14 protein-coding genes are annotated in these 12,977 nt (G+C 49.8%); 12 read left to right on the forward strand and 2 right to left on the reverse strand.

Features of this window, described 5'->3' with window-relative positions; all coding sequences use genetic code 11:
* Positions 1–74: 74 nt before the first annotated feature.
* Together PIL01S_RS11705 and PIL01S_RS11710 are read right to left on the reverse strand one after the other, a co-directional pair.
* Positions 75–392 carry a hypothetical protein gene (locus PIL01S_RS11705; RefSeq protein ID WP_127537715.1) on the reverse strand — a complete coding sequence of 106 codons (318 nt, stop codon included), beginning with the start codon at positions 390–392 and terminating at the stop codon, positions 75–77.
* Between the two features lie 187 nt (positions 393–579).
* Complete coding sequence (locus tag PIL01S_RS11710; protein WP_127537716.1) at positions 580–1,653, reverse strand: M42 family metallopeptidase; 1,074 nt, start codon at positions 1,651–1,653, stop codon at positions 580–582.
* Positions 1,654–2,276: 623 nt separating this feature from the next.
* Between PIL01S_RS11710 and spoVAC the strand changes: the two genes are divergently transcribed.
* The 12 genes from spoVAC (at position 2,277) to yqeK (ending at position 12,977) form a co-directional block, all read left to right on the forward strand.
* A complete protein-coding gene (gene spoVAC, locus PIL01S_RS11715; RefSeq protein WP_127537717.1) occupies positions 2,277–2,783 on the forward strand; it encodes a stage V sporulation protein AC in 507 nt (168 codons plus the stop codon).
* Entirely contained in the window at positions 2,780–3,796 is a 1,017-nt protein-coding gene (gene spoVAD, locus PIL01S_RS11720; RefSeq protein WP_127537718.1) for a stage V sporulation protein AD, read from the forward strand. The genes spoVAC and spoVAD overlap by 4 nt, the downstream gene beginning before the upstream one ends.
* A gap of 3 nt (positions 3,797–3,799) precedes the next feature.
* Positions 3,800–4,150: a stage V sporulation protein AE gene (gene spoVAE, locus PIL01S_RS11725; protein WP_095289795.1), complete on the forward strand. Its 351-nt coding sequence runs from the start codon at positions 3,800–3,802 to the stop codon at positions 4,148–4,150.
* 208 nt (positions 4,151–4,358) lie between these two features.
* Complete coding sequence (locus PIL01S_RS11730) at positions 4,359–5,315, forward strand: AAA family ATPase (RefSeq protein ID WP_127537719.1); 957 nt, start codon at positions 4,359–4,361, stop codon at positions 5,313–5,315.
* 3 nt (positions 5,316–5,318) lie between these two features.
* On the forward strand, positions 5,319–6,566 hold the full coding sequence (locus PIL01S_RS11735) for a DUF58 domain-containing protein (RefSeq protein ID WP_164764224.1): 1,248 nt from the start codon (positions 5,319–5,321) through the stop codon (positions 6,564–6,566).
* Entirely contained in the window at positions 6,563–8,776 is a 2,214-nt protein-coding gene (locus PIL01S_RS11740; protein WP_127537720.1) for a transglutaminase TgpA family protein, read from the forward strand. Before PIL01S_RS11735 ends, PIL01S_RS11740 begins: the two co-directional genes overlap by 4 nt.
* Positions 8,777–8,885: 109 nt before the next feature.
* Complete coding sequence (locus tag PIL01S_RS11745; protein ID WP_095359536.1) at positions 8,886–9,413, forward strand: YqeG family HAD IIIA-type phosphatase; 528 nt, start codon at positions 8,886–8,888, stop codon at positions 9,411–9,413.
* Positions 9,410–10,537, forward strand: a complete 1,128-nt coding sequence (gene yqeH / locus PIL01S_RS11750; RefSeq protein ID WP_095289803.1) for a ribosome biogenesis GTPase YqeH — start codon at positions 9,410–9,412, stop codon at positions 10,535–10,537. Before PIL01S_RS11745 ends, yqeH begins: the two co-directional genes overlap by 4 nt.
* A 41-nt stretch (positions 10,538–10,578) precedes the next feature.
* Positions 10,579–11,448: a shikimate dehydrogenase gene (gene aroE, locus PIL01S_RS11755; protein WP_127537721.1), complete on the forward strand. Its 870-nt coding sequence runs from the start codon at positions 10,579–10,581 to the stop codon at positions 11,446–11,448.
* Positions 11,449–11,532: 84 nt separating this feature from the next.
* A complete protein-coding gene (yhbY, locus tag PIL01S_RS11760; protein ID WP_095289806.1) occupies positions 11,533–11,823 on the forward strand; it encodes a ribosome assembly RNA-binding protein YhbY in 291 nt (96 codons plus the stop codon).
* A gap of 13 nt (positions 11,824–11,836) precedes the next feature.
* Entirely contained in the window at positions 11,837–12,427 is a 591-nt protein-coding gene (locus PIL01S_RS11765) for a nicotinate-nucleotide adenylyltransferase (protein ID WP_095289808.1), read from the forward strand.
* The gene (yqeK, locus tag PIL01S_RS11770; RefSeq protein ID WP_127537722.1) at positions 12,411–12,977 is read left to right on the forward strand and encodes a bis(5'-nucleosyl)-tetraphosphatase (symmetrical) YqeK; all 567 of its coding nucleotides are present in this window, start codon (positions 12,411–12,413) and stop codon (positions 12,975–12,977) included. Before PIL01S_RS11765 ends, yqeK begins: the two co-directional genes overlap by 17 nt.

Consider the following 12,977-nt stretch of genomic DNA (forward strand, 5'->3'; position numbering starts at 1 on the left):
CTACAATTAATAGCTCTGCAAATCCAGTTCCGTCAAAGTCAGACATCATCCCAGCCTCATTTCATTCCATTCATTTAGGAATTCATTCTTTTTTGGAAAGCTCGCATCACATCATCCAGAGTCACATCGCCCATCTCGTCAAGAAATTGGACCAGTTTATCGGCATTCGAAGGGTTAATGTTTGTTAGTGTTTTATACTGTCCAACCAGCTCTACGACCAGAGTGGCCTCACGAAACAAGGTGACAGCATCAACTCTTAATTTACCGCTAACAAGCAATGCTGCAACGATGAGTTCCAGGTTCTTACCTTTAAGATTGCCATTGAGAAGGGAGTTTGCGGCATTGGTTTTTTTGGATCCTTTATTCGATTTTCCATTCCTTCCCACTGCCATAACAGGACCCCCACTGCTTGGTGTTTTGTTCTCTTTCGTTGTTGTATCTTATGTGTTATTTCCTGTAATGTTCGAACTATTAATCTATTTTTACGCAAAAAAAAGAGACACTCCAACCAAAGTCGGAATGCCTCTTTATCTGGAGAGAGATCAACCAGAGTTTTTCAATTCTATCACTCGCTGAGCATTACGCGTTTTCAATAATAGTGTTCATGGTCGTACGATCCAAACCCTTCACCAATTTGACAAGCAGTGCCTTGGCAGCATCATAGTCATCGGTGTGAATGATGGAAGATGAGGTATGGATGTAACGGGCACAGATCCCAATGACGGTTGAAGGTACGCCAATTCCGCTCAGATGAACTTGTCCTGCATCCGTGCCACCAGGTGAGATAAAGTATTGCATCTTGATCTGGTTCGAAGAAGCGGTATCCTGCACATATTCCACCATGCCGCGGTGAGTGAACATGCCTGGATCGAAAATACGAAGCAGAGCACCTTGCCCAATGTGTCCAAAGGACTGTTTGTCACCTGTCATGTCATTGGCTGCACTGCAGTCCAGGGCGAAGAAGATGTCTGGTTCAATCAGATTGGCAGCTGTACGCGCACCGCGAAGCCCCAATTCCTCCTGAACTGTTGCACCGCAATACAGCGTGTTTGGAAGCTTCTCTTGGTGGAGTGCTTCAACGAGCTCAAGGGCAAGTCCGACTCCGTAGCGGTTATCCCAGGCTTTTGCCATAATTTTTTTCGGGTTCGCCAGGGGTGTAAATTCACAGATCGGCACGATTTGCATGCCTGGGTGAATCCCCCAAGATTCGGCTTCCGCACGGTTATCCGCACCAATATCCAGGTACATGTGATTCAGATCAACCGGTTTGCTCCGTTGGGACTCATCCAGCAAGTGAGTAGGCGTAGAACCTACAACGCCCGTAATACGGCGATCCGGAGTGATAATCTGTAGGCGCTGAGACAGGACAGCCTGACTCCACCATCCACCAAGCGGTCGGAATTTAACCATGCCCGTTTCCGTAATGCCTGTTGTCATGAAGCCCACTTCATCAAAGTGTCCGGCTACCATAACTTTCGGGCCTGATTCTTCACCGCGAAGTACACCGAAAAGACTTCCCAGACGATCCTGCACAAATTCCTCTGTATATTGGGAGAGCTGCTCCTTCATCCATCCACGAAGCTCGCGCTCGAATCCGGAAGCGGAAGGGAATTCCGTTAACGTACGAAACATCTCCATTGTTTTTTCATTCATGTGTCGACAACTCCTCTGCTTGTATGTATGACAGTCTTGACAGAACGGCTGCAGACTGTTGCCCTCCATTCATAAAGGACATTATTAACCACTGGTCACATTATAGTATGAACCTTGCGCACCTAATTGTCCATGTCTGTGTCACGTATCGGATTCATCGTTAGTACAATGAATGTGAAGTCTTCTTTTGGATTGGGCTTTTCCCTCACGCTTTTCACAGCATGATTGAATATGCATGAGTTGAGACACTCCTGCGATCCCATAATCCGGGATTTTTATTCGTTTGCTTGACGACAGGAAGGAGTTGGGACACCAGATGAAGCCACCTCATGAAGGCAATGAAGATATCCTTTTTATCGTCCTTTTTATTTTGCTCGTCATCGTACTTCTTTATTTATAGGGAAATAATTCACACCTGACTGTTGTGCGATTAGCTCAACTTCTCTCTAATCCGGCGTATTGAATTTAAGCTGCTAAACCGTTCTCTCCCCAACTGGAAACAATTGATGCAATTCGCCGGATACATAACCTTCCCACGATTAACAAACAATGAACATAGGATTCCACACGAGATGCAGCGACAAGCTGTGCGACCTATTCGATTTCTAAGGAGGTTCTGAATCTTGCCAGCTCAAACCAAAGGATCCGATAACGGAAAAAAATCATCATCCCTGTCCATCAGCGAACAGGATTACAAGAAAGTAGCCAAAAAGCATGAGCCCGCTCGTCCGATCCTTGCGAATTGCATTAAGGCTTTCTTTGTCGGGGGATTCATTTGCATCATTGGACAGGCTATCCAGGAAGCATTCAAGGCAGGTTTCGATATGACTTCCAAGGAAGCGGCCAGTCCTACGGTTGCGGTCATGATCCTGATCTCGGTTATCCTCACCTGCCTTGGGGTCTACGATAAAATCGCCCAGTGGGCCGGAGCAGGAACAGCGGTCCCGGTTACCGGCTTTGCCAACTCGATGTGCTCAGCAGCATTGGAGCACCGTGCGGAGGGACTTGTCCTTGGCGTTGGAGCCAACATGTTTAAGCTAGCCGGATCGGTTATCGTATTCGGCGTCGTGGCTGCCTTTATTATAGGTATCATTTACGCCTTCCTTGGATTAGGAGGTGGGCATCTATGAAGCTTGTCGGACGCCAAACCTGGGAGTTTGAGAATCGCCCTCGAATTATCGGCAGGGCTGCGGTTGTTGGGCCAGAGGAGGGAGCTGGACCACTGTCCGCCGATTTCGATTACGTCTATGACAATCTGGAGATTGGCGAGAAAACATGGGAAAAAGGGGAGCGCAAGCTGCTTGAACAAGCTACACAGCTGGCACTCATCAATGCAAACATCACAAAGGAAGAACTGCAGTTTTTCATTGGTGGCGATCTCCTCAACCAGATCATCAGCAGTTCCTTTTCGGCTCGGAAACTGGGAGCTCCTTACCTCGGTGTGTTTGGGGCTTGTTCGACCTCCATGGAGAGCCTGGCATTAGCATCCCTAATTGTTGATTCAGGTGGAGGTGATTATGTCCTCGCCGGTACGGTCAGCCATAACTGCACAGTGGAGAAGCAGTTCCGCTACCCGACCGAGTATGGATCCCAGAAACCTCCTTATGCACAGTACACCGTGACCGGATCTGGTTGCGGCGTAGTCTCCCGCTCAGGGGAAGGCCCAGTTGTCACGCGGGCAACGATTGGACGGGTCATGGATCTTGGAATCAAGGATCCGTTTAACATGGGGGCAGCCATGGCCCCGGCAGCGGCAGATACCATCGTGTCTCATTTCCGGGATACAGGGCTTGAACCAGGGTATTACGATCTTATCGTCACTGGCGATTTGGCTTCGGTTGGACTCCCCATCACGAAGGAACTGTTGCAAAAGGAAGGCATCCCCATGGAACAAACGACGTTTAATGACTGTGGACTCATGATTTATGATCGGGAGAAGCAGCCATTCGTTGTAGCAGGCGGCAGCGGCTGCGGCTGTTCAGCGACTGTGACGTATGGACATATTTTGAATCGGATGCAAAAAGGCGATCTCAAACGGGTACTGGTTGTGGCCACGGGTGCACTGTTGTCACCGATTTCCTATCAGCAGGGCGAGAGCATCCCGTGTATTGCACACGCCGTAGCCATTGAAAAGGAGGGATAAACGATGCAATTTTTATGGGCATTTATTGTTGGCGGACTGATCTGTGTGGTCGGTCAGCTGCTGATGGATGGCGTCAAGCTGACGCCGGCTCACACGATGAGTACGCTCGTTGTGGCAGGGGCGGTTGCGGATGCGCTCGGATGGTATGATCCGCTGGTTAAATTTGCAGGAGCTGGAGCATCCATCCCCATTACGAGTTTTGGCAATTCACTCGTGCACGGGGCATTGACCGAGCTTGAAAAGGTGGGGTGGATCGGGGTTATTACCGGGATATTCGACCTGACGGCTGCAGGGATATCAGCGGCGATTATCTTCTCCTTTCTCGCCGCGCTGGTGGTTCGGCCGAAAGGCTGACAAGGCGCAGTCCAATGGTTTTAGCCATATATGTATACACTAAAAGGCTCCGGATGTTTAACATCCGGGGCTTTTTGTCGCAATCATGCGAGAATGGCGGCCAATCTGACGGCTGGAAACAAATTGTGATTCTCTTCGAGTGTACTCGCGCCCGTTGTTCATGTACAATAAAAGGAAATCTGTATGCTTTTTTAGGAGGTTAGACCACATGCCTGTGCGCAAAGAGTCGATCCAAATCATTTCAGCAGTTCGTTCTAATCTAGAATCTTGCATAATGGGGAAATCCTTTGAAATTCAACTTTTGCTCACAGCTTTGCTTGCAGGCGGACACGTTCTGATCGAAGACGTACCCGGAACAGGCAAGACACAGTTGATCAAAGCATTATCGAAATCCATGCGCGGAGAATACCGCCGCATTCAATGTAATCCAGATATTTTGCCAAGTGATATTACAGGTGTATCCGTATTCCACCCGCGTGACGAGCGCTTTTATTTCCGTCCGGGACCGGTCATGACCAACATACTTCTGGCGGATGAGATCAACAGGGCAACAACGAAAACCCAGTCAGCTCTGTTGGAAGTGATGGAAGAACGCAGTGTAACGGTAGATGGCGATACCTATGATCTGCCGCACCCGTTCATGCTCTGTGCTACCCAGAATCCAATCGATTTTGAGGGAACGTATACACTGCCGGAAGCACAGCTCGACCGGTTTATGCTGAAAATAAGTCTGGGTTATCCCGACAAGGATATCGAGAGGACATTACTGAAGCAGCATCAGTCAGGACAGCCCGTGGACCGGCTGGAGTCCGTAACTCACATGGACCAGATATCGGCGATTCAGCAGGAGATCAAGGAAGTCTTTATCGGTGATCCGGTCATGGACTATCTGCTTGACGTCGTTCGCAATACACGTTCGCATCCGTCCGTGCTGCTGGGGGCCAGCCCGCGTGCAGCCATTTCATTCATGATGGCGGTGAAGGCGTTTGCCTTCCTGCAGGAACGTGATTATGTGCTCCCGGATGACGTAAAAACGATGGCCCCGTATGTCCTTTCCCATCGGATTGTACTGCGTCCTGAAGCGAGACTGGACAGCATGAGCTCTGAAGCCGTACTGAATTCTGTACTTCAGCAGGTTCGTGTGCCCGTCTCCATGGGGAAATAATTCATGAAGCCGCTTTTGAGTAATGTCAGAAGAGGAATGCGCCACCCCCGCGTATGGAGTATCGCGATGGTGTGGATTTGCTGCTTGGCCTATGTATTATTCCAGGGCGGGAAAACATCCATCATGCTGCTTTCGATGGTAACCCTCCTTTGTCTGTATCTTGCCATTGCCGGATTCAGTGGAGTAAGACGTGCACGCGGTGTACGAATGCTATCATCGGGTCAGGACCATGAAGAGCTGCTGCATGCCGGTGACCAGGTTCAGGTGAAGCTCAGGCTGACCATTCCCGGATTTTTGCCACTGCCTTACGTGGTTGTCCGTGAAATGCTGCATCGTCATAATGGGGAATCCTGGTCCTTCAGGGAGAGCCTGATTCCGAACATGCGGGGAAATGGAGAGCTGTCTTTCCAGACTCCGCCGCTGGAGCGCGGCAAATATGCGTTTTCCGAAACGGAATGTGCAAGCGAGGATATCTTTGGCCTGATTGAGCATCGTGGTACATTCAAGGCCAAAGGCGAGTTTAGGGTGCTGCCTCGTACTGTATTCATACCGTACTGGCAGCTGTACGATCGTAAATCACGACTGTCTGGTCCACAGACCGCGCAGACGCGTTCCCGTAGGGAAACAACTCAAATTAACGGTGTTCGTGATTACGTGTATGGCGACAGGCTGTCCCGCATTCACTGGAATGCTACAGCCAAGACAGGAACATGGAAATCCAAGGAGTTCGAACATGAATCGGTACCCAAAACCATCTTAATACTTGACGCTCTGGCGAGCAGTTACGAGCAGGGGGAAACATTTGAGCTGGCGGTTTCCACTGCGGCATCGTTATTGGAGTATGGTACGAGAGAACGGATGGGTATGGGGCTGATGACGCTATCTGACCAAACGACGCTGCTTCCTCCAAGCGAAAGCCTGATGGATCGGCAGAAGATGATGCATCATCTGGTGGATGTTCAGAATGATGGTCAGGATAAAAGGCTGCTGCCCGGTATTGAGAAGCTTGCTCGTCAGCTGCCGCAGGGCGCTTATTTTGTAGTCATATCTCCCCAGAAGGATGAAAAAGTACTGGAACTGCTGCGGTGGGCTGATACTCGCGGGATGACTCCGTGTCATATTATCCTTGATACCAAGGATTCACGTCAGAGTGCCGAATGGGCCGCCATGCTGCGAGGAAGAGGCACGAGATCCTTTGTTGTTTCCCATCTGCAGGAACTTCCAACGGTTATGGGGGGAGGTTCTGTATGAGTACGAATAGTAGAGAACAGTCGATGGGGAAAAGATCCTGGTACCATGCAGCGTCGCTGCTCTGGATTTTCCTGATTGGGATGCAGTGGATTTCGTTTACACAGGAATCCTGGTACACCGAGACGACATCATTGGTATTATGGACGCTGGCTGCGGTCAGTGTGCTGGAGATTATTTTACCTTTCAAAACGATATACCGTAACATCATCAAGGCCATTGTTCTTATTTATATTTTGCATAAAACGCTCATTGATTACTCTGTCTACATTCCTTACGGTACACTGAGCGATCGCACGGAGCAATTTCTGCTGCATTTGACCCCGTACATCTGGTTCTCCCTATGCGCATGGGTCATGCTCGAAGCTGCTCTTCGTCTGGTAACGACAACACGCCGTATTCTTGTTTTTCTGGGTGTGAACATCGTTTCGATGGGTATTCTGGATTCCTTCACCCAGATTCCACTCTGGATTGAAGTGGCTTGGGTCATGTTTGCCGGGATGGGGTGGCTCGTTTGCCAGCACTTCCGCAACTTCCAATTGAACTACCCACAGGGCTGGAAACGATTGCTCCGTTATCCGTACAAAATACTCGCCAACATCGCAATTATTTTTTCTCTGATTATTGTAGCGAGTGTTAACATGCCCGAAGTACCGCCTACGCTGACAGATCCTTATACGGCATGGCGTAACTATACCGGAAGCTCTACCAGCCAGACCGGCAACGGGACGCTGGATATTCCAAGTTCCACAGAGTCCGGATACAGCCGTGAAGATAACCAGCTGGGTGGTGGATTCAACTTTGACTACACACCAGTCATGTCGGTAACGACCAATGAACGGAGTTACTGGCGGGGTGAAACCCGGGAAGAGTACACCGGTACAGGGTGGGATGACCGCAGACGGGTGTCCACGGAAGATGTGGAAATTGGACAAGCGCTGGAGAATGAGGATGCGGGTAACGTAAACACCAAGCAAGTTACACAAAAGGTAACCATGCTGAACGATAGTGTGTATCCAATCCTCTTTGGTGCATATTCCATAACTGAGGTAAGTTCGGTCAATGGCGAGAACGATTCAGGTCGGATGCTGTGGAATGCAAATCAGGCAGAGCTGCACATTGTCACAGATCGGCAGCAGCCGCAATTCCCTAAAACGTATACGGTTGTATCCGAAGCACCAGTCATCGTGGAAGATGAGCTCCGTACCAAGACGTTTGATGATCTATATGGAAGCAATCCTGCAGATGACATGTACCTGCAAATGCCATCCCGTTTCCCGGACCGGGTAACAGAGCTTGCGGCCGAAATAACGGCTGCGGCAAATACGCCGTATGAAAAAGTGGCATTACTGCAAGACTACTTACAACAAAACTTTAATTACACTAACAATCCCGATTTATCCCGAAAAGTGAGCAATGACTTTGTTGAAGGATTTTTGTTTGACATCCGTGAGGGGTACTGTGATTATTTCTCTACAGCACTCGTCATGATGGCACGTTCGGAAGGTATTCCTGCCCGCTGGGTAAAAGGATATGCCCCTGGCCAAATGTCTCTTAATTCCGACATGCAGGCTCCACGCCAGCCTGGTTCTGAGATTGAGACCACGTATACCGTGACCAATGCAGATGCCCATTCCTGGGCTGAGGTGTATTTTGGTGAATACGGATGGATTCCGGTTGAAGCGACACCTGGCTTCGATATGCCTCTGTTGACGGAACAGCCTGATGTACAGCCGGTAGACGAGCCTGAAGAACAACCAGAAGAAGAACAGGTTGTAGAAGAAGAGCAAGTACCTGCACCTGAACAAGCAGCATCCGGCATTCCCGCGTTTGTGATCTGGGCAGCGGTGGCTGTACTTGCTCTATGGGTTGCTTATATGTTCTGGCGGAATCGCTTCTCACTCCGTTTCTGGCTGCTGCGTCTGCGCACTGGGGGACCACTTACCCCCGAGCAGAAAGTTGTTGCAGAGACGGAACGCTGGATTCGCTATGTGAAACGAAAAGGATTGACCCGAAGCGGAGACGAGACCCTGCGCGAGTCTGTCAACCGATGGAGTCAGGCCAAACCGGCTGCGGCAGCAACGCTGCAAGAACTGCTGGCGTTGTTTGAACGCACGCGTTATAGCCCGGCTTCTGTTACTTCGGACGATTGGAAGGCAGTCTATGAGACAGCCTCGAAGCTGCGCAAGGAACTCAAAGCGGAACGGGCATAGAGGATGCCCGTCCCGTTTTTCCTTTTTCGCATACCATCAGGCACTGTATGCATTTTCAGGAAAGACGGATTTGTGATATAGTGTGTCGTATGAAACTGAGGTGACTTCTTTGTTTAAAATGTTAATGCCCAAGCTGCGAGTAGACACGGTTTTTGACATAAATCTGGAAGAGCTGTACGCTCAAGGCTACCGTGGAATTATAACTGATCTGGATAATACGCTTGTCGGTGCCAAAGCTCCTGATGCCACGCCGGAACTGATTGAATGGTTTGCGCGTGTGAAAGAGGCGGGTTTCAAGCTGATGATCGTGTCCAATAACAATTTGAACCGTGTATCTTTGTTTGCGACTCCGCTGGATATCCAGTTTGTGCATAGTGCACGCAAACCATCGAATGCACCGTTTCGTAGAGCAATGAAGATGATGGAGCTTACTCCAGAAAAAACGATTGTTGTAGGCGATCAGATGCTTACGGATGTATATGGAGGAAACCGACTGGGACTTTATACGGTCTTGGTACTGCCCATTTCCATCGGTGATGAAGGTTTCATGACCCGCTTCAATCGTCGCGTGGAACGGATTGCTCTAACCAGTTTGCGCAAGAAAGGCTTATGGCTTGAGGAGGAAAAGAAGAAATGACAGAAACGCATAACGGCAATCCTGCCGTAAGATGCAGTGGATGCGGAGTGCATCTGCAAACGGAAAATCCGGACAAACCGGGATTCATTCCGGAGAAAGCGCTGGATCGTGAACCGGTCATATGTCAGCGTTGTTTCCGGATCAAAAACTACAATGAGTCATCATCCGTCACGGTTGATCAGGACGAATTCCTGGCTCTTCTCAGCAAAATCGGGGATAAGGATGCACTTGTCATCCATATCGTTGATCTGTTTGACTTTGACGGCAGCATCATTTCCGGTCTGCAGCGTTTTGTAGGGAACAATCCGGTTCTGCTGGCTGTTAACAAAACGGACCTGCTCCCTAAGGTAACCAACTGGAACAAGGTTCGTAACTGGGTACAGAAGCAGGCTAAGGAGCAAGGTTTGCGTACGGTGGATATCGTGCTCTGCAGCGCCAAGCAAAATCAGGGATTTGATCGCCTGCTGGAGCTTGTTGGTACCTATCGCGAGGATCGTGACGTATACGTGGTCGGCGGTACCAATGTGGGTAAATCGACATTGATTAACCGTCTGATCCGCGACTACAGCGATTTGGAGCAGGAACTGACAACCTCCCGTTATCCGGGAACGACGCTGGATATGGTTAACATTCCATTGGATGATGGCAAATTTATTATTGATACGCCGGGAATCGTGTATCCATGGCGTTTCAGTGAGATCGTATCACGCAAAGATCTGGCAGCCATCATGCCGGACAAGCCGCTTAAACCGGCCGTGTATCAATTAAATGCCGGACAGACGCTGTTCTTTGGTGCCATGGCTCGTTTTGATTTCATTGAAGGTGATCGTCAGTCCTTCACTTGTTATACAAGCAATGCAATCGATATTCACCGGACGAAGCTGGAGCGTGCAGATGATCTGTATCGTGACCACGCCGGAGAACTGCTGTCCCCGCCAAGCCGGGAGGATGCAGCGGACATGCCTGAATGGACTCGGCATGAGTTCCGTATCAAACGCGGCAGCCAGTCCGATGTGTTCATATCCGGTCTGGGCTGGATCAAGGTCAATGGTGAGAATGGGGCGCTTGTCGCTGTACATGCACCAAAAGGTATTCGAGTGCTGGTTCGTCCATCTTTGATCTAGTTATACGGCAAATTGATTCTCTATAGATCGGGGGCAGACGCATGCCAGAACAAAAGAATACCTATACTTCACTTCCTGTTTTGCTCGGAGTTTTTGGAGATCCGATTGGTCATTCCAAGTCACCTGCCATGCATAATGCGGCTCTTGTGACAGCGGGTGTGAACGGATTGTATATGCCGCTTCATGTTCGTCCAGAGCAGCTGGAAGCAGCCGTTAAAGGTATTGTTGCCTTGGGGTACCGGGGTGTTAATGTAACAATACCTCACAAAGAAGAAGTGATGAAATACCTCGATGTCATTGATGAAAGTGCACGGCTGATTGGTGCTGTAAACACGATCGTCAACGATAATGGTAAACTGACTGGGTACAATACCGATGGTATTGGTTATGTTCGTTCGTTGAAGGAAGAAGCAGTGCCGGAACTCGCAGGCAAGAAGATTGCAGTTCTTGGGGCAGGAGGCGCTGCAAGAGGCGCCATCTATGCTCTGGCACTGGAGAAGCCGGAACGGATTAGCATCCTGAATCGTACAGCAGAGAGAGCAGAGGCTCTTGCCTCCGATTTGAGAAGGCACGGATTGGGTAACATTACTGGCAGCGGCATGGAAGAGGCTGCAGCTGTGTTAGCCTCGGCTGATATCGTGATCAACACTACGGCGGCAGGCATGCATCCGCATATCGATGATGTACCTGTGAATCCGGAGTTGATTCGGGAAGGTGCGGCCGTGAGTGATTTAATCTATAATCCGCTGGAGACACGCTTGCTGCGAGAAGCACGTTTGCGTGGATGCGTTGTGCACGGCGGCCTAGGTATGTTTGTGTATCAGGGCGCGGTCGCATTTGAACACTGGCTCGGCATTCCTGCGCCAGTTGAGACCATGAGACGCGCTGTATTGGATAGTTTTAATAAGTGAAAAATATCATTGAACGGTCAGGCAACAGACAGACGAAAAACGCTGTTTCAGTGCCTGCCGGGCATAAGGAGTTATGGAGTAATTATGTTAAACGGTAAACAAAAGCGCTTTTTGCGCTCACAAGCACATCATCTGACCCCTGTATTTCAGATCGGCAAAGGGGGCACCAATGATCATCTGTTCCGTCACATCGAAGAGGCAATCGAGAAACGTGAACTGATGAAAGTGCAAGTGTTGAACAACTGTCTGGATGACAAAAACGAAATCGCTGAAGAAGTGGCTCGGGAAACCGGCAGCGAACTGGTGCAGATTATCGGAAGCACCATCATCCTGTACAAGGAATCACGCGACAACAAACAAATCGAACTTCCTTAGGACGGTGACACAGGTGAAGATTGGCATCATGGGCGGGACGTTTGATCCGATCCACATGGGACATCTGCTTGCTGCCGAAGCTGCAAGAGATTCACATGCCCTAGATGAGATCTGGTTTATGCCTTCCCATGTTCCGCCCCATAAACGCGGAGCTGGAGCTTCGGGACAGCAGCGCCTGGATATGACTGAGGCTGCGGTACAAGGTGTGGAGCAGTATGAAGTGCTGGGCATCGAAATGGAACTCGGCGGGGTGTCCTATACGATCGATACGATGAAGGAACTGTGGCGCCGTTATCCGGAGCATGAATTTTATTTCATTATCGGAGCGGACATGGTGAACTATCTTCCGAAGTGGGAACAGATTGAAGAACTGGCTGCCAAATTAACCTTTATTGGTGTGGGGCGGCCAGGATTTCAGCTGCATCTGGATGACCTGCCGGAGGAACTGCAGGACAGCGTGCTGCTGGCGGAGATGCCCCTGGTGGACATTTCATCCACGGCTGTTCGCAGGAGACTTGCTAAGGGGCATTCGGTACGGTTCATGATCCCTGATGCAGTTCATCAATATATTGTAAGGAGCGGTTTATATGGGGCTAAGCCGTGAAGAATTAATTAAGGCCGTTTCCGGTCAGATGCCGGAGAAGCGCTGGAAGCATACGCTTGGCGTAATGGAAAAGGCCGTCCAGTTGGCAGAGAAGTATGGGGCGGATCCTGTCAAAGCAGACCTCGCAGCCATACTGCATGACGTAGCCAAGTACTGGCCTGTATCCGAGATGGAAGCGGTCATCCGTGAAAACGGATTGAACGAAGAACTTTTACAGCATGACAAGCAGCTCTGGCACTCTGAAGTAGGTGCTTTTGTGGCACAGCGCGATTATGGTGTTGATGATCCGGAAATCATTAACGCAATCCGCTGGCATACTTCCGGGCGTGTAGGTATGAGTCTGCTCGATAAGGTCGTATGTCTTGCTGACTATATTGAACCGGGAAGAGATTTCCCAGGCGTAGATCACATTCGTGAGCAGGCAGAGCGCAGCTTGGAAGAGGGACTGATTGCCGGTTTTGATTCCACGATCAGCTTGCTGATCTCGCAGCGCCGCGTCATTTATCCGCTGACGATGTTGTCGCGGAATGATCTGATTGCACACTTATAA

The organism is Paenibacillus illinoisensis NBRC 15959 (genome assembly GCF_004000925.1).
In the GTDB taxonomy this organism is placed as follows: Bacteria; Bacillota; Bacilli; order Paenibacillales; family Paenibacillaceae; genus Paenibacillus; species Paenibacillus illinoisensis.

Excerpts from the sequence above, each read along its gene's own strand:
- PIL01S_RS11705 (WP_127537715.1), bottom strand. The coding sequence starts at position 392 with ATGGCAGTGGGAAGGAATGGAAAATCGAATAAAGGATCCAAAAAAACC.
- PIL01S_RS11710 (WP_127537716.1), bottom strand. The coding sequence starts at position 1,653 with ATGAATGAAAAAACAATGGAGATGTTTCGTACGTTAACGGAATTCCCT.
- spoVAD (WP_127537718.1), top strand. The coding sequence starts at position 2,780 with ATGAAGCTTGTCGGACGCCAAACCTGGGAGTTTGAGAATCGCCCTCGA.
- spoVAE (WP_095289795.1), top strand. The coding sequence starts at position 3,800 with ATGCAATTTTTATGGGCATTTATTGTTGGCGGACTGATCTGTGTGGTC.
- PIL01S_RS11730 (WP_127537719.1), top strand. The coding sequence starts at position 4,359 with ATGCCTGTGCGCAAAGAGTCGATCCAAATCATTTCAGCAGTTCGTTCT.
- PIL01S_RS11735 (WP_164764224.1), top strand. The coding sequence starts at position 5,319 with ATGAAGCCGCTTTTGAGTAATGTCAGAAGAGGAATGCGCCACCCCCGC.
- PIL01S_RS11740 (WP_127537720.1), top strand. The coding sequence starts at position 6,563 with ATGAGTACGAATAGTAGAGAACAGTCGATGGGGAAAAGATCCTGGTAC.
- yqeH (WP_095289803.1), top strand. The coding sequence starts at position 9,410 with ATGACAGAAACGCATAACGGCAATCCTGCCGTAAGATGCAGTGGATGC.
- aroE (WP_127537721.1), top strand. The coding sequence starts at position 10,579 with ATGCCAGAACAAAAGAATACCTATACTTCACTTCCTGTTTTGCTCGGA.
- yhbY (WP_095289806.1), top strand. The coding sequence starts at position 11,533 with ATGTTAAACGGTAAACAAAAGCGCTTTTTGCGCTCACAAGCACATCAT.
- yqeK (WP_127537722.1), top strand. The coding sequence starts at position 12,411 with ATGGGGCTAAGCCGTGAAGAATTAATTAAGGCCGTTTCCGGTCAGATG.